Source organism: Actinocatenispora rupis, from assembly GCF_016861975.1.
GTDB lineage: Bacteria > Actinomycetota > Actinomycetes > Mycobacteriales > Micromonosporaceae > Actinocatenispora > Actinocatenispora rupis.
On the sequence record NZ_BOMB01000021.1, the window covers coordinates 1 to 25888 of the forward strand.

Sequence of the window (25888 nt, forward strand, 5' to 3'; positions counted from 1 at the left end):
CGAAGTCGTCCTCCCAGTACTCGCCGGGCGCCCGCACCGTACGGTCGCTGCCGTCGCCGTGCACGGCGACCTCCCGGCCGCGCAGCTCGACCCGGCGGATCTTGCCCGAGATGGTCTTCGGCAGCTCCGCGAACTGCACCCGCCGCAGCCGCTTGTACGGCGCCAGGTGCTCGCGCGCGTACGCCAGGATGTCGCGGGCGGTCTCGGCGGTCGGTTCCGCACCCGCCGCGAGCACCACGTACGCCTTGGGTACGGCGAGCCGGAGCGGGTCGGGCGCCGGTACGACGGCGGCCTCCGCCACGGCCGGGTGCTCCAGCAGTACGCTCTCCAGCTCGAACGGGGAGATCTTGTAGTCGGACGCCTTGAACACGTCGTCGGCGCGCCCCACGTACGTCAGGTAGCCGTCGGTGTCGCGGGAGGCCACGTCGCCGGTGTGGTACAGCCCGGCGCGGGTGACCTCGGCGGTGCGTGCCGGATCGTCGCGGTAGCCGGTCATCAGCGGCAGCGGCCGGTTGGACAGCTCGATGCAGATCTCGCCCTCGACCCCCGGCTCGGTCACGATCCGGTCCGTCGCCGGGTCGGCCAGCGCGATCACGTACCCGGGCAGCGGACGGCCCATCGAGCCCTCCTTGAGCGGCTGGCCGGGCGGGTTGCCGATCTGCGCGGTCGTCTCCGTCTGCCCGTACCCGTCGCGGATGGTCAGGCCCCAGGCGCGCCGCACCTGCTCGATGACCTCGGGGTTGAGCGGCTCGCCGGCGGAACCGACCTCGCGCAGGCTCAGGTCGGTGGCGGCCAGCTCGGCCTGGATCATCATCCGCCACACGGTCGGCGGCGCGCAGAACGTCGTCACCCGGCACCGCCGCAGTACGTCCATCAGCGCCGCCGCGTCGAACCGCGCGTAGTTGTAGACCAGTACGGTCGCCCCGGCGTTCCACGGGGCGAACAGGTTGCTCCACGCGTGCTTCGCCCACCCCGGCGAGGAGATGTTGAGGTGCACGTCGCCGGGCTGCAACCCCATCCAGTACATGGTGGTGAGGTGGCCGACCGGGTAGCTCGTGTGGGTGTGCTCGACGAGTTTCGGCTGCGCGGTGGTGCCGGACGTGAAGTAGAGCAGCAGCGGGTCGTCGCCGCGCGTCTGCGGCTCGGGCGTGTCGCCGGTGAACCCGTACGCGTCGTCGTAGCGCAGCCAGCCCTCGACCGGCTCGCCGACCGCGATCCGCGTGTACCCACCTGGTACGTCGGCGAACTTCGGCGCGTCGGCGGAGCGTGCGATCACGTGCCGGGCCTGGCCGCGGTCGATCCGGTCGCGCAGGTCGTCCGGGCCGAGCAGGGTGGTGGCCGGAATCACGACGGCGCCGAGCCGCATCGCGGCGAGCACGGCTTCCCAGAGCTCGATCTGGTTGCCCAGCATCAGGACGATCCGGTCACCGGCGTCCACACCTTCGGCGGCCAGCCATCCGGCCACCTGGGCGGAACGCTCGGCCAGGTCGGCGAACGTCAGCCGGACCTCGCTGCCGTCCTCCTCGACCACCCACAGCGCGATCTGGTCCGGCCGCTCGGCCGCGAGTACCGCGTCGAACCAGTCCGTCGCCCAGTTGAACCGGTCGAACTCCGGCCACGTGAAGTCCTGGTAGGCGGTCGGGTAGTCGGTGCGATGAGCGAGGAGAAAGTCGCGAGCGGTACGAAACAGGGACGTGCCGCCCCCGGTCGACGTGGCGGTCGTCTCACCGTGCGTCATACCAGCCCCTCTCGGGCGTCTACATAAACGACCGCGGTGCCAGTCCGTACGGACGGGGTGGCTTTCAGCTTCCTCCCAGTCTCTCCCAGGCTGGCCCGCAGTTGGACAGGGTTCCATGAAGAGGTAGGGGTCGACTCGCACGGGGAACGTAGGGCCGACAACGGTGATCGGCCATACACCCTAGCTCGGAATCAACCCGATCGACATGGCGTTGTGCGAGTGGCAGGGTCGCAACAGCGGGGGCAGCACAGCACGGGAGGACGGCGAACGTGGCGAACGACACGGGTATCCGCACCGACAAAGTCGCCGAGGAGCGCGACCTGGTCGGTGTGTACCTGCACGAGATTTCCAAGACGCCGCTGCTCGATGCGGCCGGCGAGGTGGACATCGCCAAGGCCGTCGAGGCCGGGCTGTACGCGGAACGTCTGCTCGACGCTGGCCAGACCGTCCGTGGCGCGTCCAAGGCCGAACTGACCCGGCTCGTGGTCGAGGGCCAGCGGGCCAAGGAGCAGTTCGTCAAGGCCAACCTGCGGCTGGTCGTCTCCATCGCCCGGCGGTACGTGCGCAGTGGCATGCCGATGCTCGACCTGATCCAGGAGGGCAACACCGGCCTCGTCCGCGCCGTCGAGAAGTTCGACTACGAGCGCGGCTTCAAGTTCTCGACGTACGCGACGTGGTGGATCCGGCAGGCGATCTCCCGGGCCATCGCGCAGCAGGAGCGTACGGTGCGGCTGCCGGTGCACCTGGTCGAGGACGTCAACCGGATGCGCAACATGACCCGCCAGCTCACCCGTGAGCTGGGCCAGGACCCGGAGCCGGCGCAGCTGGCGAAGGCCCTCGGCGTGGACGTGGAGCGCGTCAACGAACTCAAGCGCTGGTCGCAGGACACGGTCTCGCTCGACACCCCGGTCGGCGACGACGGCGACACCAACCTGGGCGACCTGGTCGCCGACTCCGACGCGCCGAGCCCCGAGGACCTGGTCCTCGCCGGCATGGAGCGGGAGCGCATCGACGGCCTGCTCGGCCACCTGGACGACCGGTCCGCCGGCATCGTCCGCGCCCGGTACGGGCTGGACGACGGCCGGGAGCACTCGCTGACCGAGGTCGCGCAGCGGTTCAGCCTGTCCCGCGAGCGGATCCGCCAGCTGGAGATCCAGGCGCTGCACCGGCTGCGCGAGCTGGCCAGCGCCGGCGGCCTCGACGCCGCCTGACACAGACCACCCGTCGATCGGAAACGCGAAACGGTCGGTCCCGCGAGGGATCGGCCGTTTCGCTGTGCCGTCAGGGTTTCGCGCGTCCCGCGTCCGCACCGGCGGGCGTCAGTGCGGCGAGTCCTCGGCGGCGGCGCGTTCGGCGGCCTCGCAGAGCAGCCGGGTGGCCTCCGCGACGGTACGCAGCTCGGCGGTGTCGAGGTGGCCGAGCAGCCGGCGGGTGGCGAGTTCCCCCGCCTCGTTGAGCCGGTCGAGTACGTCGCGGCCGGCGGGGGTCAGCTCGACCCGGCGTACCCGGCGGTCGTGGGGGTCCTCGCGGCGGGTGACGAGGTCCTGCGCGGTGAGCCGGTCGACGATGCCGGTCACGGTGGCCAGGCGTACGCCGAGGACGTCGGTGAGCTGGTGGCCGGACGACGCGCCGCGGGCGACCGCGATGAGTACCTTGAGCTGCTGCATCGTCAGGTTGAGGTCGAGCAGCGGGCTGGGGCGCATGGGTGCGGCTGCGTCCCGCAGTCGGCGACCGTCGGCCACGATGCGGCGGATCAGGTCGTCGGTCTCGTTCACTGCCACCTCGTTGCCGTTTGCGTACCGGTCGGGAAACCCTATGTGATGCCGTGGCCCCGGTGTCGGGGCAATGGTTCGTGTCGTCCAAACTGTTTCCGTGCGCCGAACCAAGGGGGCGTCGTGCGCACCGTACTAAAGATCTGGACGACAGGGGGAGCCCATGTGGCTGCTGTCCCGGCTCAGTCTCGCCAACCGTAGTCTCGTCGCGCTGATCACCGTCGTGATCATCGGCTTCGGGGCGTTCTCGATCCCGTCGCTGCGGCAGCAGCTGCTGCCGTCGCTGGAGTTCCCGATCGCGGCGGTCATGGTCACGTACCCGGGGGCCTCGCCGGAGGTGGTCGAGCAGCAGGCGACCACGCCGATCGAGGACGGGCTCCAGGCCGTACCGGGGCTGGAGAGCGTGACGTCGACCTCGAAGGCCGGCAACGCCACCGTTCTGGTGCAGTTCGACTACGGCACCGACCTGGACTCGGCGACCGGCAAGGTCGAGCAGGCCGTGAACCGGTTGCAGGGGCAGCTACCGGACTCGGTGCAGACCAGCGTGTTCGCGGGGAGTACCGACTCGTTGCCGGTGATCACGCTGGCGGCGTCGGGATCGCTGTCGCAGCGCGACCTCGCGCACCGGCTGACCGACAGCGTCGCGCCCAAGGTACGCAAGATCGACGGGGTCAAGGACGCCTCCGTCACCGGCGTACGCGACGAGCAGGTGACGATCACGCCGGACGCGAAGAAGCTCGCGAGGTCCGGCCTGTCCGCCGCGTCGGTGGTCACCGCGCTCCAGGGCAGCGGTACGCCGGTGTCGGCCGGCACGCTGACCGAGGGCGGCAAGAGCCTCTCGGTACAGATCGGCGGCAAGTTCGCCTCCGTCGACGAGATCAAGGACCTGTACCTGACGCCCGCCGCGGCGGCGGGTGGCCAGCAGGCCGGTGCGCAGGGCCAGTCCGGCGGTCAGCAGCCCGGCGGTCAGGGCTCCAGTGGGCAGGGTTCCACTGGGCAGGGTTCCACTGGGCAGGGTTCCGGGGCGCAGGGGCAGCCCGGCGGGCAGTCGGCGGCCGGCGCACCCAAGCCGGTACGGCTCGGTGACGTGGCGAAGGTCGAGGTCACCGATTCGGCGGCGACGTCGCTGACGCGTACCAACGGGCGGCCGAGCCTGGGGCTGTCGGTGACGATGAAGCCGGACGGCAACGCGGTCGCCATCTCGCAGAAGGTGCGCGACGAGCTGTCCGACCTGAAGGCCGATCTGGGCGACGGCGGCCGGCTGACGATCGTCACCGACCAGGCGCCGTACGTGCAGCGGTCGATCAAGAGCCTGTTCACCGAGGGCATGCTCGGCCTGGTCTTCGCGATCGTGATCATCCTGGTCTTCCTGCTGTCGGTCCGCTCCACGCTGGTCACCGTGGTCAGCATCCCGGTGTCGGTGATGATCGCGCTGATCGTCATGTGGGCCAAGGGGGACACGCTCAACCTGTTGACGTTGGGCGGTCTGACGATCGCGATCGGCCGGGTGGTGGACGACTCGATCGTCGTCCTCGAAAACATCAAGAGACACCTGAGCTACGGCGAGTCCAAGCGCGACGCGGTGCTCTCCGGCGTACGCGAGGTGGCCGGCGCGGTGACCTCGTCGACGCTGACCACGGTCGCGGTGTTCCTGCCGATCGGCCTGGTCGGCGGGATGGTGGGCGAGCTGTTCGCGCCGTTCGCGATCACCGTGGTGGTGGCGCTCGCGGCCTCGCTGCTGGTGGCGCTGACCATCACGCCCGTCCTGGCGTACTGGTTCCTCAAGGCGCCGAAGCAGACGGGCCCGGAGGTACGGGCACGTGCCGAGGAGAAGGAGCGGCGCAGCCCGCTCCAGCGGGCGTACGTGCCGGTCATCCGGTTCGCCACCCGGCACCGGGCGGTCACCGTACTGATCGCGATCGTGGTGTTCGTCGGCACGCTGGCGCTCGCGCCGTCGCTGAAGACGAACCTGCTGGACTCGTCCGGCCAGGACACGCTCTCGATGTCGGAGAAGATGCCGGTCGGTACGAGCCTCGCGGCCACGAGTACCGCGTCGAAGAAGATCGAGGCCGTGCTGAAGGACCGCGCCGAGATCTCCTCGTACCAGGTGACGGTGGGGTCGGCGGGATTCGGTGCGGGCAGCCCGAACGAGGCCAGTTTCCAGCTCACCACCAAGCACGGCACCGACGTGACCGCGCTGCAGGACGACCTGCGGCACGACATCGACGGGCTGTCCGGCGTCGGCAAGGTGACGTTCGGGGACACGAGCGGGTTCGGCGGCAGCAACGTGCAGGTCGTGGTGACCGCGCCGGACGACGCGACCCTGCGGAAGGCGGCCGACCAGGTCGAGAGCACGGTCCGTGGCATCAAGCACGTCACCGACGTACAGAGCGATCTGGCTCCGGACAACCCGCAGATCGAGGTGAGCGTCGACCACGCGAAGGCCGCCCGGTACGGGCTGACCGACGCCGCGGTGGGTCAGCTGGTCCAGCAGGTGTTCCAGGGCGCACCGGCGGCGAAGATCGAACTCGACGGTTCCGAGCGGAACATCGTGGTACGTACCGGATCCGCACCGTCCACATTGGACCAGTTGCGGTCGCTTCCGGTACCGACCGCGACCGGTACGGTGCCGCTGTCCACGGTGGCCACCGTCAAGCAGGTCAACGGCCCGGTCACGATCTCGCACACCGACCGGAACCGCAGCGCGACCATCACCGGTACCGCGAACAGCAGCAACACCGGTGCGGTCACCAGCGACCTGACGACGAAGCTGAACAAGCTGGACCTGCCGGCCGGCGCGAGCTGGACGATGGGCGGGGTCGGCTCGGACCAGTCCGACGCGTTCACGTCGCTCGGGATCGCGCTGCTGGCGGCGATCGCGATCGTGTTCATCATCATGGTGGCCACGTTCCGGAGCCTGGTGCAGCCGCTGATCCTGCTGGTGTCGGTGCCGTTCGCGGCGACCGGCGCGATCGTCGCGCTGCTGGCCACAGACACCGCGCTCGGTGTCGCGTCGCTCATCGGCGTACTGATGCTGGTCGGCATCGTGGTCACGAACGCGATCGTGTTGATGGACCTGATCAACCAGTACCGGGCGCAGGGGATGAGCGTGGCGGACGCGGTGGTCGAGGGCGGCCGGCGCCGGCTGCGCCCGATCCTGATGACCGCCGCGGCGACGATCTGCGCGCTGATCCCGATGGGGCTCGGCCTGACCGGCGAGGGCGGGTTCATCTCGCAGCCGCTCGCGGTCGTGGTGATCGGCGGCCTGGTGTCGTCGACGCTGCTGACGCTGCTGCTCGTACCGGCGCTGTACACGGCGGTCGAGGGCCGTCGGGAGCGGCGCCGGCTGCGGAAGGCGGCCAAGGAGCAGGTGACCGAGCCGCGGGAGCCGGTGGGCGCCGGCGCCTGACGGTACGGGGAGCGGAGGGGGTCGCGCGCGGCGCGGCCCCCTCCGCCGTACCCGGGGAAGGCACGGATCGTGACGGGGACGAAATCGGGCGTACCGGCCGGCGGTCGCCCGGACCGGGGCGGACATCGACGCGTCGCGATAGCCTGACAGGCCGTGGTGGCGGGCGGATTCCCGGCGGTACGGCGGTGTGCGGCGCGGTCGCGCGGATGGGACGGCGCCGGTGCCGGGAGTACCCCGGGGGTGGCTGCGCTGCGTGTTCGGACAGGATGGTTGTCCTGCGGTAACGGACAACTTCACGCAAGCGGCCCGGGACTCACTGGCGCGGACCGGCGCACCGCCCGGCTCGGAGGTGACGGATGCGCGACGCGACGACCCCCGTCCGGCTCATGGTCTGGAACCTGTGCCGTGGCGGGCGCGGCACCGCGGCCGGTGACACCCTCGACCAGATGACCGACCTCGTCGCCGAGGTGGCGCCCGACATCCTCTGCTGCACCGAGACGTACGGCGCGACCCAGCGGCTGGTCGCCGGGCTGGGCGGCGCGTACCGGGGGTATCCGTTGGCCGCCGCGGGTACGGACGACAACCTGTCGGTCGTGACGCGGCTGCCGGTCACCGCGCGCCTGCCGTACCCGGAGGGGCGGACGGTCGACAGCTACAACCTGGGCGGGGTCCTGGTCGGGTTGCCGGACGGCGGCGAGCTGGCCGTCTTCGACACCTGGCTGCGGTACGACGTGGCCATCGCCGACGCGCTGGAGCGCACCGCCGCGGAGATCGCCGCCGGGCGCGACCGCAGCCGTACCGACGGGGAGCTGGCGCTGCTGGAGTTGCCGCAGCTGGCCAACATCGAGGAGATCCTGACCGAGCACCTGCCGGCCGCCGTACCGGAGGAGACGCCGGTGGTGCTGGCCGGCGGGCTCAACACCGAGTCGCACCTGGACGCCGACGGCGCGGACGGGCCGGACGACGAACCGGCCGAGCTGCGCCGGTACCGGCGGGAGGTGAAACCGCGCTGGCAGGTGACGCGGCGGCTGGAGAAGGCGGGCTTCGTCGACGCGTACCGGTCGGTGTGGCCGGATCCGCGGCGCTGGCCGGGCGCCACGTTCGATCCGCTGAACCCGGCGCAGCGGCTGCCGCACCGGATCGACTACGTGTTCGCGGGCGGGCCGGGGGTGTCGGTGACCGGCGCCCGGACGTACGGGACGCGGCTGCCGATGCACGGTCCCGGCCCCTTCTACTCCGACCATGCGGCGCTCGTCGTCGATCTTGCGGTCCGTAGTCTGTCCGGATGACCGTCAGCCTGGCCGGAGCGCTGCTCGCGGCGGTGTTCTTCGGGGTTGCGTCGGCCCTCCAGGCGAAGGGCGCGTCGACCGTACCGGTCGGGTCCGGCCTGTCCGGGCTGCTGCGCATCGCCCGCCAGTGGGTGTACCTGCTGGGTCTGCTCTGCGACGGCCTCGGCTTCGTCGCGGAACTGGTGGCGTTGCGCCAACTGCCGCTGTTCGTCGTACAGGGGGCGGTGGCGGCGTCCCTCGCGGTCACCGCCGTGGTGGCCGTACCGCTGCTCGGCGCGCGGCTGTCCCGCCGCGAGTGGACCGCCGTACTCGGGGTCTGTGTCGGGCTCGCCGCGCTCGGCGTGTCCGCCGGTGTCGAGGGCGCGGCGAAGGTCGGCACCGTGTTCGCGTGGTCGCTGGTCGGCGGCACCGTACTGCTCGCGCTCGTCGGGCTGGCGATGTCCCGGCTCCCCACCCGCGGGCGGGCGATGGGGCTGGGGTTCGTCGGCGGGCTCGGCTTCGGGCTGGTCGCCATCGCCGCGCGGATCCTCCCCGGCTTCGCCCCGGGCGAACTGCTCCGCGACCCCGCCGCGTACGCGCTGGTCGGGTCGGGCGTCGTGGCGTTCTTGTGCTTCACGACCGCGTTGCAGTACGGGGCGGTCGTGGGGACGGCGGGGCTCGTCGTGGGGGAGACGGTCGTGCCGGCGGCGATCGGCGTACTGCTGCTCGGTGACGTGACCCGCCCCGGATACTGGCCGGTCGCCATCGGCGGTTTCGTACTGGCGGTGGCGAGCGCGCTGGCGCTCGGCCGGTTCGGCGAGCCGACCTGACCTCCGCTCCGGGATTCCTTTCAGGGCACGGTGATCGCGGGGTTCAGCCGCGGAATGCCTTGTACAGTGCGGCGGTCTCGTTCCGGGCCCGCACCAGCAGGACCCTCGACGGACGCACCAAGGGCGGTGGCCCTCCGGTGCGGGATGCCTTTCGTAGCACCGCAACCGCGACCGGCGGCGCCGCGATCGCGGCGTTCAGTCGCGGAATGTCTTGTGTAGGGCCGCGATCGTGATCGCCGGCGAACCGGGGCTGACGCCTCAGTTTCCGGATGCGGTGTGCAGGGCGGTGATCGCGTCGGCGACCGCGGCCGGCTCGTCGAGCATCGCGAGGTGCCGGGCGTCGGGCAGCGGCGTGTGGGTGGCCGACAGCAGGTGCGCGAGGTGCGTGGTGCCGGCGAGGTGGTCGGTCGTACCGGTCGGGGTGAGGCCGTCGAGCGCGGCGAGCACGGTCGTCGGCACCCCCGGGTACGGCGCGGTCCGCCGCAGCGCGTTGAGATCGGCGGCCTGCGACCGGTACGCGGCGAGTTCGGCGAGGATGGTCACGGTGGCCGCGGGCGAGCCGTAGACGGTGTCCACGGGGTGCGGCATCGGATCGGTACGCGGCGGCCAGCCCGGGGCGTCCGGCCCGCGCAGCCGCCGCCGGTTCTGCCCCCGGTACGCGAGGCGGAACAGGCGCGGCCCCAGCAGCGGCGTGATGCGGGTGGCGGCGAGCGCGGAGGTGGCGCGGGGCAGGCCGGTGAGCAGCAGGTCGGTGAGCCGGCGGGCCGGGGTGACCGGCGGCGCGGCGTCCGGCTCGGAGCTGGGGTCGACCAGCAGCAGCGCGGCGACCCGCGCCGGGTGCAGCCGGGTGTACGCCTCGGCGTGCAGCGCGGCGGCCGAGTGCGCGACGAGGACGACGGGCGCGTCGGGTGAGTACGCGTCGGCGACGGCGCCGATGCGCGCGAGTTCGGCGGCGAGGTCGGGCTTGCGCGCGGGCAGCGGGGTACCGCCGAGTCCGGGGCGGTCGAAGCGGACCAGCCGGTGACCGGGCAGCAGCGGTACGACGGCGTCCCAGTCGAACCAGGACTCGCCCAGCCCGTTCGCGAACACCACGGTCGGGCCGTCGCCGTTCACGACCACGTGCAGGGACTCGCCGGGCAGCTCGACCGTGCCGGCCCGCCCCACGGTCCCCGCGGTACCCGGGTCGTCCACGGCGGTCACCGCGACGCCGGGCGTACCAGGGGGAAGGGGAGGGTGTCGCGGATCGACAGGCCGGTGAGCAGCATGACGAGCCGGTCGACGCCGAGCCCGAGCCCACCGGTCGGCGGCATCCCGTACTCCAGCGCGCGGAGGAAGTCCTCGTCGAGTTCCATCGCCTCGGGGTCGCCGCCGGCGGCCTTGAGGGACTGCTCGGTGAGCCGCCGCCGCTGCTCCACCGGGTCGGTCAGTTCGGTGTACGCGGTGCCGATCTCGGCGCCGAACGCGACCAGGTCCCAGCGTTCGGCGAGGCGGTCGTCGTCGCGGTGCTGCCGGGTGAGCGGCGAGACGTCGGTCGGGAAGTCCAGGTAGAACGTCGGTTCGACGGTACGGTGCTCGACGAGCCGCTCGTACAGTTCGAGCAGGACCTCGCCGCGGGTGGCGGCCGGGTCGACGGGGATGTCGAGCCGGTCGGCGTGCCGGACCAGCTCGGCGTGGCCGGTGTCGGCGGTGATCTCGGCGTCGAGCGCGGCCCCGACCGCGTCGTTGACCGTGACCGCCCGCCAGTCCCCGGAGATGTCCACTTCGGACAGTCCGCCGTCGGCGGTGGCGCGGCGCAGCACCGGCGAGCCGTACGCGGCGGTCGCGGCCTCCTGGATCATCTCCCGGGCCAGCACCAGCATCGTCCGGTAGTCCCCGTACGCCTCGTACGCCTCCAGCATCGTGAACTCGGGGTTGTGCGTGGCGTCCACGCCCTCGTTGCGGAACGTGCGCCCCAGCTCGAAGACCTTGCCGACCCCGCCGACGCACAACCGCTTCAGGTACAGCTCCGGCGCGATCCGCAGGTACAGGTCCAGGTCGTACGCGTTGATCTCGGTACGGAACGGGCGGGCGTTCGCGCCGCCGTGGATCCGTTGCAGGACAGGCGTTTCGACCTCCATGAACCCGCGCGCGTGCAGCGAGTCGCGCAGCGAGCGGACCGCGGCGGACCGTACCGCGAGGGTCTGCCGGGCGGTCGGGTTGACGGCGAGGTCGAGGTAGCGCTGGCGGACCCGGGACTCGGGATCGGCCAGCCCGCTGTGCTTGTTCGGCAGCGGGCGCAGGCACTTCGCGGTCATCGTCCAGGCGTGCGCGAGGACCGACAGCTCGCCGTTGCGGCTGGTCACGACCTCGCCGTCGACGGCGATCTGGTCGCCGAGGTCGGCCTCCGCGCGCCAGCGGGCCGCCAGCTCCGGCCGGTCGCCGGTCAGCATCACCTGCAGGTCGCCGGTCGCGTCCCGCAGCTTCACGAACACCACGCCGCCGAGGTCGCGGTTGAGCAGCACCCGCCCCGCGATCCGCGCGTACTCCCCGGTGTGGGTATCGGGCGGCAGGTCGCCGAACCGGGCGGACAGCTCGGCGCACGTGTCCGGCACCGCCGCCGTCACCGGGTACGGGTCGGAGCCGGAGGCGCGGATCTTCTCCATCGTCGCGACCCGTACCGCGACCTGCTCCGGTACGACGGGGCCGGGGCGCTCGGCCGGCGGTGCCGCGTCGCCGGGCGTACCGGCGGGTTCGACGGGCAGCTCGGACGGCAGGACCGGCTCGCCGGCCGCGCGGTCCCGGCCGCGGTTCAGCAGCGCGGACAGGCTCGGCACGGTCAGGAAACCCTCGGCGATCGCCGACGCGAGCCCCACCTTGGCCACGTCGCGCGCCTCGCCGAAGCACAGGTACCGGGGGAGCCACTGCGGCCGGTACTTCACGTTCGCCCGGTACAGCGACTCGATCTGCCACCAGCGGGAGAAGAACAGCAACAGCTTGCGCCACAAGCGGAGTACGGGTCCGGCGCCGATCCGGGAACCCTCCTCGAACGCCGACCGGAAGACCGCGAAGTTCAGCGAGATCCGGGCCACCGACAGCAGCGGCGCGGCCTCCACCAGTTCGCAGACCATGAACTCCATCAGCCCGTTGTCGGCCGCCCGGTCCCGCCGCATCAGGTCGAGCGACAGGCCGTGCCGGCCCCACGGCGCGAACGACAGCAGCGCGGCGTCCGAACCGTCCGGCCCGATCGCCTCCACCAGCACGCACTCGCTGTCGTTCGGGTCGCCGAGGCGGCCGAGCGCCATCGAGAAGCCGCGCTCCGTCTCGGTGTCCCGCCAGGCGTCGGCGCGGGCGATGATCTCGGCCATCTCGTTCGCCGGGATGTCCCTATGCCGCCGGATCCGCGCCGTGTACCCGGCCCGCTCGACCCGCCGCACCGCCTGGCGTACGCCCCGCATCTCGCGGCCGTCCAGGTAGAACTCGGCGACGGTGAGGATCGCCTCGTCGCCGAGCTGCAACACCCGCAACCCGACCCGCCGGTACGCCCGCGCGCCCTCCTCGCTCGCCCCCATCACCGCCGGCGTCCACGCGTACCGCCGGGCGAGCGTCAGCCACGCCTCGATCGCCGGCCGCCACGCCTCCGGGTCGCCGATCGGGTCGCCGGAGGCCAGGCACACCCCCTGCACCACCCGGTACGTGATGGCCGCCTTGCCGCTGGGCGAGAAGATCGCCGACTTGTCGCGCCGGGTTGCGAAGTAGCCGAGGGAGTCGCGTTCACCCGACTCGGCGAGCAGCGTCCGGATCCGCGCCTCGGCGTCCGGCGGCAGCACCGCCCGGGTGCGCTGCGACCGCAGCAGTACGAGGAGGGCGGCGAACAGGGCGACGGCGGCGAGGAACCCGGTCAGCGTGGAGATCCAGTGCGGCCCGCCGCCCGGGCCGTGGAACGGGTCGCTGGAGCCGAGCAGCTTGTGCAGCGCCCAGGACGCGCGGCTGCGCCGGCCGTGCAGGGTGCCGGGCGACATCGAGACCAGCAGGTAGCTGATGCCGAACGACAGGCCGAGCCCGACCGCCAGCGTCGCGGTCGCCTTCCAGAAGCTGCCGCGCTGGACCCGCGCGTAGAACTCGTGCCGGGCGGCGACCAGGACCGCGAGTTCGAGGGCCACCACGACCGTACCGACGGCGGTGAACGCGATGTCCGGCCCGTACTGGTCGATGTCCTGGTGCGCGACGAAGTGCAGCACGAACACCCACGCGTCGCCGACCAGGTTCAGCAGCAGCGCGAGACCCAGCAGGATCGTCAGCATGATGCCGGCGACCCGTTTGCGCCGGGCCACCGCGCCGGCCAGGATCACCAGGAACGCCAGCCACGCCAGGTTCACCGACGCCGGCAGGCCCAGCACCTCGACCACCGAGGTCGGCCAGTACGTGTAGAGGCGCAGCGGCGGGATCAGCGCCCGGACGAAGCCGTACAGCGCGAGCAGGCCGAGGTACGTGGCGAACAGTGACGGCACCCGCGGCTTGAGCCGGGCCCACAACCCGGTGGCCTGCTGATCCCGGGTCTTCTCGTCCCGTACGGTCGCCGCTCTGGTCACGCTCCGCCCCTACCCGTACGCGTATGATCGCCAACGCCCATTGTCGTCCCGGTCGGTGGGACGGGCGCGCATCATCGGCCCATCGGGCGAGTCACTTCGAGCCTAACGGCGTCGCGGCAAACGCGCGGTTAGCGCAGCGCAACCAGGCCGTGGGGCGGATATCGCCAGAACGTCACGGTTGCCCGGCGGTGAGGTGGCCGTTCGCGAGCGGTGTCCCGCCCGCGAACGGGCCGGTCACTCGTCCTCTTCGTCCTGGGCGTCACCGGTGTCGCGGTCGGTGTCCTCGGCCGCCGCGTCCGGCTTGTCCGCGGCCGGGCGCTTCTTCTTCAGCCGCAGCGTGAACGGCTCACCGGCGGCGATGATCTGCCCGCCACCGCTGGGGTTGATCATCATCGACATCGTCGAGCTCGACCTCCACTCGGGTCCGACTGCACGACCACCAGGCAGTACCACCAGGTGGTATGGGGCGGTGGGGCGTTGCCGGGTGACAGACTCTACCCCGGATAGCATGGCGCAGTGACTCCCGCCGAGCTTGCCGACACCGTTCTGTCCGCCGCCCGGAGCGCGTTCGCCGCGCACGGCCTGGACACCGCCGCCCTGCCGGCGACGACGACGGTGGAGCGACCCCGAAACCCGGAGCACGGTGACTACGCGTCGAACCTCGCGCTGCAGCTCGCCAAGAAGGTCGGCGCCAACCCGCGGGAGCTGGCCGGCTGGATCGCCGCCGAGCTGCGGGACGCCGACGGCGTCGACAGCGCCGAGATCGCCGGGCCCGGCTTCCTGAACATCCGGCTCTCGGCCGCCGCGGCCGGCGCGCTGGCCCGCACGATCGTCGCCGCCGGCGAGGCGTACGGGCGGGGCGACGCGCTCGCCGGCCAGAAGGTCAACCTGGAGTTCGTCTCGGCGAACCCGACCGGCCCGGTGCACATCGGCGCGGTCCGCTGGGCCGCCGTCGGCGACGCGCTCGCCCGGCTGCTGCGCGCCACCGGCGCCGAGGTGACCACCGAGTACTACTTCAACGACGCCGGGTCGCAGATCACCCGTTTCGCCCGCTCGCTGTACGCGTCGGCCACGGGCGCGCCGGTGCCCGAGGACGGGTACGCGGGGGAGTACATCGCGGAGATCGCCGCGGACGTCGTCACCCGCAACCCGGGCGTGCTCGACGCGCCGGCGGAGGAGGCGCTGGAGACGTTCCGAGTCGACGGCGTGGCGCTGATGTTCGCCGAGATCAAGACGTCGCTGGCCGAGTTCGGCGTGCACTTCGACGTGTACTTCAACGAGAAGGACCTGCACGACCGGGGTGAGCTGACCGCGGCGCTGGAGCGGCTGCGCAAGCAGGACACCGTGTTCGAGCGGGACGGCGCGACCTGGCTGCGCACCAGCGAGTACGGGGACGACAAGGACCGGGTGCTGGTCAAGGCCGACGGCGACTGGACCTACTTCGCCGCCGACTGCGCCTACTACCTGGACAAGCGCGAGCGCGGCTTCGACAAGGTCGTGATCATGCTCGGCGCCGACCACCACGGCTACATCGGCCGGATGCGCGCGATGTCCGCCTGCTTCGGCGACGACCCGGACGCGAACCTGGAGATCCTGATCGGCCAGCTGGTCAACCTGGTCAAGGACGGCCAGCCGGTCCGGATGTCGAAGCGGGCCGGCACCGTCGTGCTGCTCGCCGACCTGCTGGCCGCGCTCGGCGCCGACGCCTCCCGCTTCGCCCTCGCCTGGTACTCGGTGGACTCGCCGATCGACCTCGACCTGGACGCCTGGGCCAAGCGCAGCCAGGACAACCCGGTCTTCTACGTGCAGTACGCGCACGCGCGGATCGCGTCGCTCGGCCGGAACGCCGCCGATCTGGGCGTCGAGCGCGGCGCGGACTTCGACGCGGGGCTGCTGGCCGAGCCGCGCGAACACGACCTGCTCAAGGCGCTGGCCGAGTTCCCGGCGGTGGTGGCGGGCGCGGCCGAGCTGCGCGAGCCGCACCGGGTGGCGCGCTACCTGCACGCGCTGGCCGGGACGTACCACCGGTTCTACGACTCCTGCCGGATCCTGCCGCAGGGCGACGAGAAGCCCACGGAGCTGACGCGCGCGCGGCTCTGGCTGGTGGAGGCGACACGGATCGTGCTGGCCAACGGCCTGCACCTGCTGGGCGTCTCGGCGCCGGATCGGATGTAGACGGTGCGGGTACACGAGGCCGGCGCCCTCCATGCCGACATCGGGCAGCACGGCCCGGCCTGGCTGCGCGAGCCCGACGACGTCAACCTGCTGCTGCCGCAGCTGTGGCCGGGCAGCGTCGTGCGCGGCGCCGACGGCGTACTGCGGGTGGGCGGTATCCCGGTCACGGACCTGGCCGCCGAGTACGGCACCCCGGCGTACGTGGTGGACGAGGCCGACCTGCGGTCCCGCGCCGCGGCGTACCGGACGGCGTTCTCGGCGGCGTTCCCCGCAGGCGCCGACGTGTACTACGCGGGCAAGTCGTTCCTGTGCAAGGCAGTCGTGCGGTGGATCGCCGAGGAGGGGCTGAACCTCGACGTCTGCTCCGGCGGCGAGCTGGCGGTGGCGCTGGCGGCCGGGTTCGACCCGGCGCGGATCGGCTTCCACGGCAACAACAAGTCGCTCGCCGAGCTGGACCGCGCTGTGTCGGCCGGGGTCGGCCGGATCATCGTCGACTCGTTCGACGAGATCGAGCGGCTGGCGACGCTGGCCGCCGACCGCGGCGTACGCGCGCCGGTCATGGTGCGGGTGACGGTGGGCGTGGAGGCGCACACCCACGAGTACATCGCGACGGCGCACGAGGACCAGAAGTTCGGCTTCTCGCTCAACCGTGGCCGGGCGGGCCGCGAGGGCGGCGACGCGGCCGAGGCCGTACGGCGGGTGCTGGCCGCGCCGAGCCTGCGGCTGCTGGGGCTGCACTCGCACATCGGTTCGCAGATCTACGACGCGCAGGGCTTCGAGGTGTCGGCCCGCCGCGTACTCGGCCTCCAGGCGCAGATCCGCGACGAGCACGGGATCGAGCCGCCGGAGCTGGACCTCGGCGGCGGCTTCGGCATCGCGTACACGACGCAGGACGACCCGTTCGAGCCGGTGGAGATCGCGACGGCGCTGGCCGGCATCGTGCAGCACGAGTGCACGGCGTACGGGCTGTCCGTGCCGCGGATCTCGGTCGAGCCCGGCCGCTCGATCTCCGGCCCCGCCGCCTTCACGCTGTACGAGGTGGGCACGGTCAAGGACGTGGAACTCGACGGCGGCGCCGTCCGGCGGTACGTGTCGGTCGACGGCGGGATGAGCGACAACATCCGCACCGCGCTCTACGACGCCTCGTACTCCTGCACGCTGGCCTCGCGGCTGTCGGACGCGCCGCCGGCGCTGTCCCGGGTGGTCGGCAAGCACTGCGAGTCGGGCGACATCGTGGTGCGCGACGAGTTCCTGCCGTCGGACCTGGCGCCGGGCGACCTGATCGCGGTGCCGGGCACCGGGGCGTACACCCGGTCGATGGCGAACAACTACAACCACGTACCGCGGCCCGGCGTGGTCGCGGTGGCCGACGGTACGGCGCGGGTGATCGTACGGGCCGAGACCGAGGACGATCTGCTCCGCCTGGACGTGGGGTGATGACACGCATGGAGCCCCTCAAACTCGCCATCCTGGGCTGTGGCACGGTCGGTACCGAGGTGGTCCGGCTGCTGCACGAGCAGGCCGACGACCTGACCGCGCGAATCGGCGCGCCGCTGTCGATCGCGGGGATCGCGGTGCGCCGGCCGGACCGTGACCGGGGTGCGCTGCCCGTACCGCGGGAGCTGTTCACGTCCGACGCGGTGGGCCTGGTCAAGCGCGCCGACGTGGACATCGTGGTCGAGGTCGTGGGCGGGCTGGAGCCGGCCCGCAGCTGGCTGGTCGACGCGCTGCGCGCCGGCAAGAGCGTGGTGACGGCGAACAAGGCGCTGCTCGCCGAGGACACCGCGACGCTCGCGGCCGCCGCTGCCGACGGCGACACCGACCTGTACTACGAGGCCGCCGTCGCCGGCGCGATCCCGTTGCTGCGCCCGCTGCGCGAGTCGCTGCACGGCGACCGCGTCACGCGCATCACCGGCATCGTCAACGGCACCACCAACTACATACTGTCCAAAATGGACAGTACCGGGGCCGGGTTCGGGGAGGCGCTGGACGAGGCCACCGAGCTGGGATACGCGGAGGCCGACCCGACCGCCGACGTGGAGGGCTTCGACGCCGCCGCGAAGGCCGCGATCCTCGCCTCGCTCGGCTTCCACACCCGTGTCACCGCCGCCGACGTGTACCGGGTGGGCATCACCGACGTGACCGCCGCCGACGTGGCCGCCGCCAAGGAGATGGGCTGCACGGTCAAGCTGCTGTGCATCGCCGAGCGCCGCACCGACCCGGACGGTACCGACTCGGTCTCGGCGCGCGTGCACCCGGCGATGATCCCGCGCAGCCACCCGCTCGCGGGCGTGGGCGACGCGTACAACGCGGTGTTCGTGGAGGCGGAGGCCGCCGGACAGCTCATGTTCTACGGGGCGGGTGCCGGTGGCGCGCCGACCGCCTCGGCGGTGCTCGGCGACATCGTCGCGGTGGCCCGCAACCGGCGGCTGGGGCGCTCCGGCACCCCGGACTCGGCGTACGCGAACCTGCGGATCCGCCCGATGGGCGAGATCGAGACCCGCTACCACATCTCGCTCGACGTGGCCGACCGCGCCGGTGTGCTGGCCACGGTCGCCACCGTGTTCGCCGAGCACGGCGTCAGCATCCAGACGGTACGACAGGAGGGGCGGGGCCAGGGTGGCGAAGCGCTGCTGGTCATCGTCACCCACCGGGCGCCGGACGCAGCGTTGCGGTCCACAGTGGACGCCCTCGCCTCGTTGGACATCGTGCGGCAGGTCGCCAGCGTGATGCGGGTCGAAGGGGAAACAGCACAATGAACGTCTGGCGCGGCGTGATCGCCGAGTTCGCCGAGCGGTTGCCGGTCACCGACGAGACGCCGGTGGTGACGCTGGGGGAGGGCGGCACCCCGCTGCTGCCGGCGGCGGAGCTGTCCGCGCGCACCAACTGCGAGGTGTACCTCAAGGTCGAGGGCATGAACCCGACCGGCTCGTTCAAGGACCGCGGCATGACGGTCGCGCTGTCCAAGGCGGTCGAGGACGGCGCGAAGGCCGTCATCTGCGCCTCCACGGGCAACACGTCGGCCTCCGCCGCGGCGTACGCGGCACGGGCCGGGCTGACCTGCGCGGTGCTGATCCCGCAGGGCAAGGTGGCGCTGGGCAAGCTCGCGCAGGGCCTCGTACACGGTGCGCGGCTGCTCCAGGTGGACGGCAACTTCGACGACTGCCTGGCGCTCGCCTCGAAGCTGTCGATCGACTACCCGGTCGCGCTGATGAACTCGGTCAACCCGTACCGGATCGAGGGGCAAAAGACGGCGGCGTTCGAGATCGTGGCCGCGCTCGGGGACGCGCCGGACATCCACTGCCTGCCCGTCGGCAACGCCGGCAACATCACCGCGTACTGGAAGGGCTACGTCGAGGATCACGCCGCCGGCAACGCGACGCGTACGCCGCGGATGTTCGGTTTCCAGGCGTCGGAGGCGGCGCCGATCGTCAACGGCGAGGTGGTGCGCAACCCGCAGACCATCGCCACCGCGATCCGCATCGGCAACCCGGCGAGCTGGACGAAGGCCGTCGACGCCCGGGACGCCTCGCACGGGCTGATCCACGCGGTCACCGACCGGGAGATCCTCGCCGCGTACAAGCTGCTGGCCCGGACCGAGGGCGTGTTCGTCGAACTGGCCAGCGCGGCGAGCGTCGCCGGCCTGCTCCAGTCGGCCGCCGCCGGCCTCGTCGAGCCCGGCCAGCGGATCGTCTGCACGGTCACCGGCCACGGCCTCAAGGACCCCGACTGGGCGGTCGCCACCGCGCCGCCGCCCACCACGATCCCGGTCGACGCGCACGCCGCCGCGGCGGCACTCGGCCTCGCTTAAGAGGTCCTCACAGAAAGGACTGTCGGCGCCTGGCGGACTCAGGACGACGCTGCCGACGTTGTCGGCACAGTCGCATACAACACCGGTATGCGACTGCACCTCCGCCTTGGCAGCCCCGCCCTGAGCCTCGCCAGCCATCCGACGCCTTTCTGTCAGGACCTCTAAGACTCAGCCCGGCGCCCGTCCGGCCCACCGGCTCGCTGCCGCGGGTCGCCTCAGGCCCGCGGCAGGAACGGTCGCCACGCGGCCGCCAGGGTGGCGACGGCGGCGGTCACGTCGTCCGGGGTGAGGTGCGCGTAGCCGAGAACGAAGCCCGGTGACGGGCCGGAACCGAAGCGCCGCAACGGAAGTACGGTGACGCCGGCGGCTCGCGCGGTGGCGGTGAGCGTCGCCTCGTCGCCGCCGGGGAGTACCAGGACGGCGTGCAGGCCGGCGGCGATCCCGGTGATCCGCGCCGCCGGCAGGTACCGCCGGACCGCCGCGACGAGCACGTCCCTTCGCGCCCGGTACGTGCGCTGGCAGCGCCGCAGGTGCGCGTCGTACCGGCCGGTGGTGACGAACGCGGCGAACGTGCGCTACTCCAGTACCGGCCCGCACAGGTCGTCGGCCCGCTTCAGGTCCACGACCGCGTCGAGCAGCGCGGCCGGCACCACCAGCCAACCGATCCGCAGCCCGGACGCGAGCGACTTCGACACCGACCCGGCGTACGCGACGCGATCCGGCGCCAGGCCCTGGATCGCGCCCACCGGCGCCCGGTCGTACCGGAAGTCGCCGTCGTAGTCGTCCTCCACCACCAGACCGTCCACAGTGGACGCCCAGCGGACCAGCGCCGCCCGCGTCTCCGGCGGGTACGCGATGCCCGTCGGGAACTGGTGCGCCGGCGTCACCAGCGCCGCCCGCGCCGCCACCCCCGACAGGTCCGGCCCGCGCGCCCCGACGCCGACCCCCACCGGCCGCAAACCGTTGGTACGGGCCAGCATCGCGTGCTCCGGTGGCCCCGGATCCTCCACCGCCATCGCGCCGTGACCGGACGCCGCCAACACCCGGCACAACAGACTCACCGCCTGCGCGACACCGCCGCACACCACGATCCGCTCCGCGCCGGTACGCACCCCGCGCCGCCGCGCCAACAGACCCGCCAGCGCCTCCCGCAACTCCGGCACACCACGCGGATCCCCGTACGACAGCGCCCGGTCCGGCACGCCCGTCACGACCTGCCGGTACAGGTTCGCCCACGCCGCCCGCGGAAACAGCCGCGGATCCGCCCGCCCCGGCCGGAAGTCCACCCGCGCGGCCGCCTCGCCCGCAGCACTGAGGTTTCCCGTGTCCCGCAAGCGATCCACGGCTCCCACGCCGGTCCCGGTCCCGTGGCCGGCGGTGCCGAGTCCGTGGTTCGTGGCATCCGCGTCGGCTCCGGTCCCGCGGCCGGCGGTGGCGAGTCCATGGTTCGTGGCATCCGCGTCGGCTCCGGTCCCGCGGCCGGCGGTGCCTGGCTCACGGTTCGCGACGCCTTGGCAGCGATTCCCTGTGCTCGTGGGGAACTCCGGGCCGGCCGTGGTCCCGCCGTGGCTGCTGCTCCGTCCACGGTTTCCGTTCTCCCGCAAACGATCCACGGCCCCCGCGTCGGTCCCGGCCGCACCGCGGGCTGTGCCCGACCTGTCACGTTCTCCGGTGGCCGGGGAGACGCCCGGACCGGCCCCGGTCCCGGCGTCGCCACCGCGCGATCCGCGGCTTCGGTTGTCCCGCAGGCGCTTCCCGGTGCCGGTGTGGACCTCCGCGTCGGTCTCGGCATCGCCCGCCCCCGGGTTCCCCGTACCCCGTCGGCGGATCCCAGGTGGCGGCGGGGCGAGGCCGGGCGCGGCGTACGTGCCGGCGCCGGGGCGGCCGACCAGGTACCCCTCGGCGCGGAGCTGGTCGTACACGGTGGTGACGAGGCCGCGGGAGACGCCGAGGTCGTCGGCGAGGGCGCGGGAGGCGGGCAGTCGGGTGCCGGCGGCGACGCGGCCGCTGCGGATGGCGTCCCGCAGGGCGGTTTCCAGCTGCCGGCGGCGTTGGCGCCGGGGTGCACGTACCGCGGGGAGCAGAAGTTCCCAGGCGGCACTGGTCCATGAATCCTCCATCGGATTGGACCTTATTCGAGTACCGATCTGCTGGCTAGCGTGCCGGCATGACCGAACGCACCACCCTCGCCGCGGCACAAGACTCCACCGCGCCGAGGCCCGCCGCACCGCCGGACTCCGCCACGTCGGGGCCCGCCGCGCCGGTATCCGACGTGCCGAGGCCCGTCGCCAAGAGCCTCGCCGCGCCGGGCCCTGCCGCGTCGAGGCCCGCTGCCGCGTCGAGGCCCGGCGCGCCGGGATCCGACGTGTCAAGGTCCGCGTCGGGAGTCGACGCGGGCCGGCGCGTCCGGTCTGCGTTGCCGCACCTGCTGGCCGCTGCCGGGATGGCGCTCATCGGCACCGCGGTCGCCGCGTCGAGCCTGCTCACGACCTTCCCGTACGCGGGCGGCCAGGCCCTCCGGTACGGCGTGGCGGCGGCGATCCTGCTGCCGCTAGCCCGGCGTGCCGCCCCGGGTACGCGCCGCCCGGGCGCCGGCGACCTGGTACGTCTGGCGCTGCTCGCCGCGACCGGCATGGTCGGTTTCAACCTGGCGATCCTCGCCGCGCTGCGGACCGCCGAGCCGGCCGTCCCCGGCGTACTCGTCGCGTGCAGTCCGGTGGTGTTCGCCCTCGCCGGCCCGCTGCTCGCCCGTACCCGCCCTGGCGCGCGCCCGGTCGCCGCGGCCGTACTCGTGGTGGCCGGCGCGGCGGTCGTGCAGGGGCTGGGCCGCAGCGACGCCGCCGGCCTCGGGTACTCGCTGCTCGCGTTGCTCGGCGAGGTCGCGTTCTCGGCGCAAGCCGCGCCGCTGCTGCCGCGGCTCGGCGCCCGCCGCGTCGCCGGGTACGGGTGCGCGTTCGCGGCGGTGGAGGCGCTGCTGGTGGGCCTCGTCACCGACGGCGCGGGCGTACTGCGGGTGCCGACGCCGGTGGAGGCGGCCGGGCTGGCGTGGCTGGCGTTGCCGGTGACGGTGCTGGCGTTCCTCGGCTGGTACACGGCGCTGCCGCGGCTCGGTGCCGCCCGCGCCACCCTGTACTCGGGGCTCACCCCACTGGTCGCCGCCGCGCTCGCGCCGCTGCTCGGTACCGGCCGGCTCGGTCCGGGGCAGGCCGTCGGCGCCCTGCTCGTCGCGGCCGGCCTCGTGCTCGGCCTCACCACCCGCCGTCGCGCCGCACCGTCCGGGCCCGCCGCGCCGCCGCCGACCGGACCGTGACGTACCGGGAATCGGTTGTGGTGCAAGGGAACGGACGTGGCGCGGGGCGGGCCGTGGATCCGGCCCGCCCCGCGTGGTCGTGCTCCCGGTGTCAGCTCGGCGAGCCGTGCACCAGCACCTCGGTGCTGTCCGCGAACAGGCAGCCGGAGACCGTCTGCGTCTTGCAGACGATGTTGTAGTCCTTCACCTGCGTACCGAGGATCGTGTAGCGCAGGTACTTGACGTTGCTGGTGCCCGCGGAGAGCGTCACCGTCGTGTACTTGTGGTACGCGGCCGGCGTGAAGTGGCCCTTCGCCGCGACGGTCCAGGTCTTGCCGTCGGTGGACGTCTCGACCTGGTAGTCGCCGGTGGACGCGGACGCGTCGTCGCCGCAGGTGGCGGACGGGTCGATGCGCAGTTCGCTGATGTTCACCGCGACCGGCAGCTGGACCGTGACGTGCCGCGGGTCGATGCCGACCCCGTCGGTACCGCCGACCGCGTCGGAACCCCAACCGTGGCCCTGCGTCGCGTCGTACAGCCCGTCGGGGCCGCAGTCGGGCGTGTAGTCGGGGCCGTTGAAGTCGGCGACGGTGGCGCCGCCGGAGACCGCCGCCCAGTCGCGGGTCAGCGTCCAGTTGGCGGTGGTGGCGTGCGACGAGACGGAGATGGTCCGGGTCTCGGACTGTTCGTACCCGGGCCCCGTCGCGAACACCTTCGGGTACGTCCCGGCCGGGATCCCGCTGATCGTGTACGTGCCGTCCGCGCCGGTCGTACCGGCGAAGTCGGTCAGGTACCCGGAGGCGTGCCCGCCGAACGCGACGGTCGCGCCCGCCACCGCGGCACCGGTGTCGGAGGTGACCTTGCCGGTCAGCGACCCGGTCGGGGTGCCGGGCGCCGGCGGCAGCGAGAAGTCCTCGACCGGCTGGGCGTCGTCACCGTTGAGCGCGCCGGCGAAGTAGCCCATGCCGCGCTTCGCGAACACCTGCCAGATCGCCTTGTGCGCGTGCCCGCCGTTGACGACCGTGTCGGCCATCAGGATCGCGTTCCGCTCGTCCAGGTACGACGGGTTCGCCGGGGACAGCTCCATCGCCCGCGTGACCAGCGACTCGGCCAGCCTGCTGCCCAGCTTCGTACGCAGGTCCCAGAGGGTCTCGCCCCAGATCTCGCCGTCCGCGTGCACCTCGGTGCCGCGCCGCGAGATCTTCCCGAAGTCGCCGTACGTGTAGCCGCCGGGACCGGCCGCCGCCGTACCGGGGCAGACCGAGGCGGCCGCGCCGACCGCGCAGTCCAGCGGCTGGGTACGGATCGTGTCGCCGTGCCCGACGTAGATGCCGACGTTGATGTCGCCGGACCGCCGCGTGTTGTCGGTGAAGTACCCCTGGTTGACGAGGAAGTCGTTGGCGTACCAGTCGCTCCACGCCTCGCCCATCGACCCGGCCTGCACGTTGCCCAGCGTGGACAGCCCGTTCGCGTCCACCACCAGCCGGTTCGACAACCCGTGCGTGTACTCGTGGTACACGATGTCGGCCTCGTCGCCGCCGTTGCTGGGGATGAACCCGTCGTCCTGCTGCGTCGGGTCGTTCCACAGGTACATCTGCATCCGCGGCGGGGTGCCGTCGGGCGGGGTCGCCATGTTGGCGTTGTCGGTGTGGTTCGGGTCGGGCAGGCCGTCGGCGGTGTCGGCGCCGTCGTCCGGCTCGGCCTGCACCGCGTCACCGTCGCGTACGTCGAAGTTGCCGGCCGCCCGGGTGAAGCCGATCGGGAACGACTCCAGATGGTCGTGGTACTTGCCCAGGAAGTAGAACACCTGCACGGCGTTCTGCTGACGGTTGGTCTCCCACGAGTCCTTCGTGTTCGGATCCCACGAGCACTGGTACGCCGCGGAGCAGCCCTTGCCCGGGTTCTGCGCGTTGAAGCCCGTGAACCCGAACCGGAAGTCGCCCTTCGGGTTCGCGTGGACCTCCTCGCTCGCGTCGGCCTTGTTGTTGTCGTTCACGTCGCTGTAGACGTGCGCGTTCGTACCGTTCAGCGTGTCGGAGCCGGCCGGCAGCCAGCCCGGCGCCGTCAGGTTGCGCGCGGACTGCGTCCCGCCGCGCGGCGAGCCCGGGTAGTTGTCCCACGCCAGGCCCTGCTGCGCCTCGTGCTGCACCAGATCCTGCCGGTACAGCACGCGGCCCGTCTTCGCGTCCACGACGTGCAGGTACATGGAGCCCTTGGCGGGCGTGGTCAGCGTCTGCCAGGCCAGCCGCGGCCCGTCCAGCGTCTCGAACACCACCGGCGTGGCCTCGTCGCCGTCCGCGAACGTCGTGCCCTGCCCCTCGGCCCGCGCCGCAACCTTCGTCGGCGTACGCCCGGCGTTGCGTACCGCGGCGTTGCGCGCGGCGGTCGCCGACAGCGTGGCGGACCCGACGGTGGACGGCAGCTTCGCGACCGGCGAACCGAGCACGCTGACCAGCCGCCCGTCCTTCGCCACGTTCGCGACCAGCCCGTTGCCGAACACCGGCACACCCTCGACGTCCTGCACGTACGACAGGTGGTGGGTACCGGCGATGTCGGTGTAGTCGCGTCGCAGCGTCAGCCGGTCCACGGCGTCCGGCGCGAGCCCGAACACGTCGGCGTGGCTCCGCACGTACCCGAGGGCCACGTCGGTGGGCTTCGCCCGGCTGGCACCCGTCAGGTACCCGTCGGTCTTCGCGACCTGCCGTGCCGTACCGGTGAGCGGGTCGATGTCGACGATGCCCTCGGTACCGAGCTGGTGCTTGAGCGAGGAGACGCCCGCCTTCGGTGCCGCCGCGGCGCGCGCGTCACGCTGCGACAGCGCCCGCCGCGCGCCCGGACCGTCGGTACGGGCGTCGTAGTTCGTGAGCGGCAGCGCCGAGTCTGCGTGGGTCGCCGGCGCGGACCGGTCGGCGTGCGGCGCCGCCTGTGCCGGCAGCGCGCCGGCGAGCAACGCGACACCGCCGAGCCCCGCGAGGGCCGGAAGCAGACGGCGTCGTCGACCCCGGACGGGTCGGGAGGGTTGTGGCAT

General features: G+C 72.6%; 17 protein-coding genes and 1 pseudogene. 9 read left to right on the plus strand and 9 right to left on the minus strand.

The features are described from left to right. On the minus strand, positions 1-1738 hold a 1738-nt coding region (locus tag Aru02nite_RS17980), incomplete at its 3' end, for an AMP-binding protein (protein WP_203658987.1). A 269-nt stretch (positions 1739-2007) separates the two neighbouring features. Between Aru02nite_RS17980 and Aru02nite_RS17985 the strand changes: the two genes are divergently transcribed. Continuing rightward, complete coding sequence (locus Aru02nite_RS17985) at positions 2008-2949, plus strand: sigma-70 family RNA polymerase sigma factor (RefSeq protein ID WP_203658992.1); 942 nt, start codon at positions 2008-2010, stop codon at positions 2947-2949. A gap of 108 nt (positions 2950-3057) precedes the next feature. Here Aru02nite_RS17985 and Aru02nite_RS17990 read toward each other — a convergent pair whose 3' ends face one another. Then, positions 3058-3513 (minus strand): MarR family winged helix-turn-helix transcriptional regulator, encoded by a 456-nt coding sequence (locus Aru02nite_RS17990; RefSeq protein WP_203658994.1) that lies wholly within the window; start codon positions 3511-3513, stop codon positions 3058-3060. A 160-nt stretch (positions 3514-3673) separates the two neighbouring features. On the opposite strand from Aru02nite_RS17990, the gene Aru02nite_RS17995 reads away from it, so the two are divergent. The 3 genes from Aru02nite_RS17995 to Aru02nite_RS18005 all read left to right on the plus strand — a co-directional run bounded on the left by Aru02nite_RS17995 (position 3674) and on the right by Aru02nite_RS18005 (position 9017). After that, complete coding sequence (locus Aru02nite_RS17995) at positions 3674-6919, plus strand: efflux RND transporter permease subunit (RefSeq protein ID WP_203658997.1); 3246 nt, start codon at positions 3674-3676, stop codon at positions 6917-6919. A 356-nt stretch (positions 6920-7275) separates the two neighbouring features. Next, the gene (locus Aru02nite_RS18000) at positions 7276-8208 is read left to right on the plus strand and encodes an endonuclease/exonuclease/phosphatase family protein (RefSeq protein WP_203659000.1); all 933 of its coding nucleotides are present in this window, start codon (positions 7276-7278) and stop codon (positions 8206-8208) included. After that, complete coding sequence (locus Aru02nite_RS18005) at positions 8205-9017, plus strand: hypothetical protein (RefSeq protein WP_203659003.1); 813 nt, start codon at positions 8205-8207, stop codon at positions 9015-9017. The genes Aru02nite_RS18000 and Aru02nite_RS18005 overlap by 4 nt, the downstream gene beginning before the upstream one ends. 258 nt (positions 9018-9275) lie before the next feature. On the opposite strand, the gene Aru02nite_RS18010 is transcribed toward Aru02nite_RS18005, so the two are convergent. From Aru02nite_RS18010 to Aru02nite_RS18020, 3 genes are all read right to left on the minus strand, one after another. After that, the gene (locus Aru02nite_RS18010) at positions 9276-10208 is read right to left on the minus strand and encodes an alpha/beta fold hydrolase (protein ID WP_203659006.1); all 933 of its coding nucleotides are present in this window, start codon (positions 10206-10208) and stop codon (positions 9276-9278) included. Between the two features lie 5 nt (positions 10209-10213). Further along, positions 10214-13585, minus strand: coding sequence for a bifunctional lysylphosphatidylglycerol synthetase/lysine--tRNA ligase LysX (gene lysX, locus Aru02nite_RS18015; RefSeq protein WP_239076765.1), 3372 nt, complete (start codon positions 13583-13585; stop codon positions 10214-10216). A 234-nt stretch (positions 13586-13819) separates the two neighbouring features. Beyond that, positions 13820-13975, minus strand: coding sequence for a hypothetical protein (locus Aru02nite_RS18020; RefSeq protein ID WP_203659009.1), 156 nt, complete (start codon positions 13973-13975; stop codon positions 13820-13822). Positions 13976-14101: 126 nt separating this feature from the next. Here Aru02nite_RS18020 and argS point away from each other — a divergent pair, with 126 nt between their 5' ends. The 4 genes from argS to thrC are packed head-to-tail and all read left to right on the plus strand — an operon-like array spanning position 14102 to position 19571. Continuing rightward, complete coding sequence (argS, locus tag Aru02nite_RS18025) at positions 14102-15760, plus strand: arginine--tRNA ligase (protein ID WP_203659012.1); 1659 nt, start codon at positions 14102-14104, stop codon at positions 15758-15760. Positions 15761-15763: 3 nt separating this feature from the next. Next, a complete protein-coding gene (gene lysA / locus Aru02nite_RS18030; protein WP_203659013.1) occupies positions 15764-17197 on the plus strand; it encodes a diaminopimelate decarboxylase in 1434 nt (477 codons plus the stop codon). Further along, positions 17197-18519, plus strand: coding sequence for a homoserine dehydrogenase (locus Aru02nite_RS18035; protein WP_203659016.1), 1323 nt, complete (start codon positions 17197-17199; stop codon positions 18517-18519). The genes lysA and Aru02nite_RS18035 overlap by 1 nt, the downstream gene beginning before the upstream one ends. Further along, on the plus strand, positions 18516-19571 hold the full coding sequence (thrC, locus tag Aru02nite_RS18040) for a threonine synthase (RefSeq protein ID WP_203659019.1): 1056 nt from the start codon (positions 18516-18518) through the stop codon (positions 19569-19571). Before Aru02nite_RS18035 ends, thrC begins: the two co-directional genes overlap by 4 nt. A gap of 215 nt (positions 19572-19786) precedes the next feature. Here the strand turns inward: thrC and Aru02nite_RS18045 are convergent, their stop codons facing one another. From Aru02nite_RS18045 to Aru02nite_RS36725, 3 genes and pseudogenes are all read right to left on the minus strand, one after another. Beyond that, positions 19787-20062, minus strand: a complete 276-nt coding sequence (locus Aru02nite_RS18045; protein WP_203659021.1) for a hypothetical protein — start codon at positions 20060-20062, stop codon at positions 19787-19789. A gap of 84 nt (positions 20063-20146) precedes the next feature. Further along, entirely contained in the window at positions 20147-20914 is a 768-nt protein-coding gene (locus Aru02nite_RS36720) for an aminotransferase-like domain-containing protein (protein ID WP_239076797.1), read from the minus strand. A gap of 531 nt (positions 20915-21445) precedes the next feature. Continuing rightward, positions 21446-21691 (minus strand): annotated as a pseudogene (locus Aru02nite_RS36725) (GntR family transcriptional regulator); the annotation flags it as partial. 245 nt (positions 21692-21936) lie between these two features. Between Aru02nite_RS36725 and Aru02nite_RS18055 the strand changes: the two are divergent. Further along, a complete protein-coding gene (locus tag Aru02nite_RS18055; RefSeq protein ID WP_203659027.1) occupies positions 21937-22881 on the plus strand; it encodes a DMT family transporter in 945 nt (314 codons plus the stop codon). A gap of 91 nt (positions 22882-22972) precedes the next feature. Here Aru02nite_RS18055 and Aru02nite_RS18060 read toward each other — a convergent pair whose 3' ends face one another. Then, positions 22973-25888, minus strand: a complete 2916-nt coding sequence (locus Aru02nite_RS18060) for a M36 family metallopeptidase (protein WP_203659029.1) — start codon at positions 25886-25888, stop codon at positions 22973-22975.

Excerpts from the sequence above, each read along its gene's own strand:
- Aru02nite_RS17995 (WP_203658997.1), top strand. The coding sequence starts at position 3,674 with ATGTGGCTGCTGTCCCGGCTCAGTCTCGCCAACCGTAGTCTCGTCGCG.
- Aru02nite_RS18000 (WP_203659000.1), top strand. The coding sequence starts at position 7,276 with ATGCGCGACGCGACGACCCCCGTCCGGCTCATGGTCTGGAACCTGTGC.
- Aru02nite_RS18005 (WP_203659003.1), top strand. The coding sequence starts at position 8,205 with ATGACCGTCAGCCTGGCCGGAGCGCTGCTCGCGGCGGTGTTCTTCGGG.
- Aru02nite_RS18020 (WP_203659009.1), bottom strand. The coding sequence starts at position 13,975 with ATGATCAACCCCAGCGGTGGCGGGCAGATCATCGCCGCCGGTGAGCCG.
- Aru02nite_RS18035 (WP_203659016.1), top strand. The coding sequence starts at position 17,197 with ATGACACGCATGGAGCCCCTCAAACTCGCCATCCTGGGCTGTGGCACG.
- thrC (WP_203659019.1), top strand. The coding sequence starts at position 18,516 with ATGAACGTCTGGCGCGGCGTGATCGCCGAGTTCGCCGAGCGGTTGCCG.
- Aru02nite_RS18060 (WP_203659029.1), bottom strand. The coding sequence starts at position 25,888 with ATGCCACAACCCTCCCGACCCGTCCGGGGTCGACGACGCCGTCTGCTT.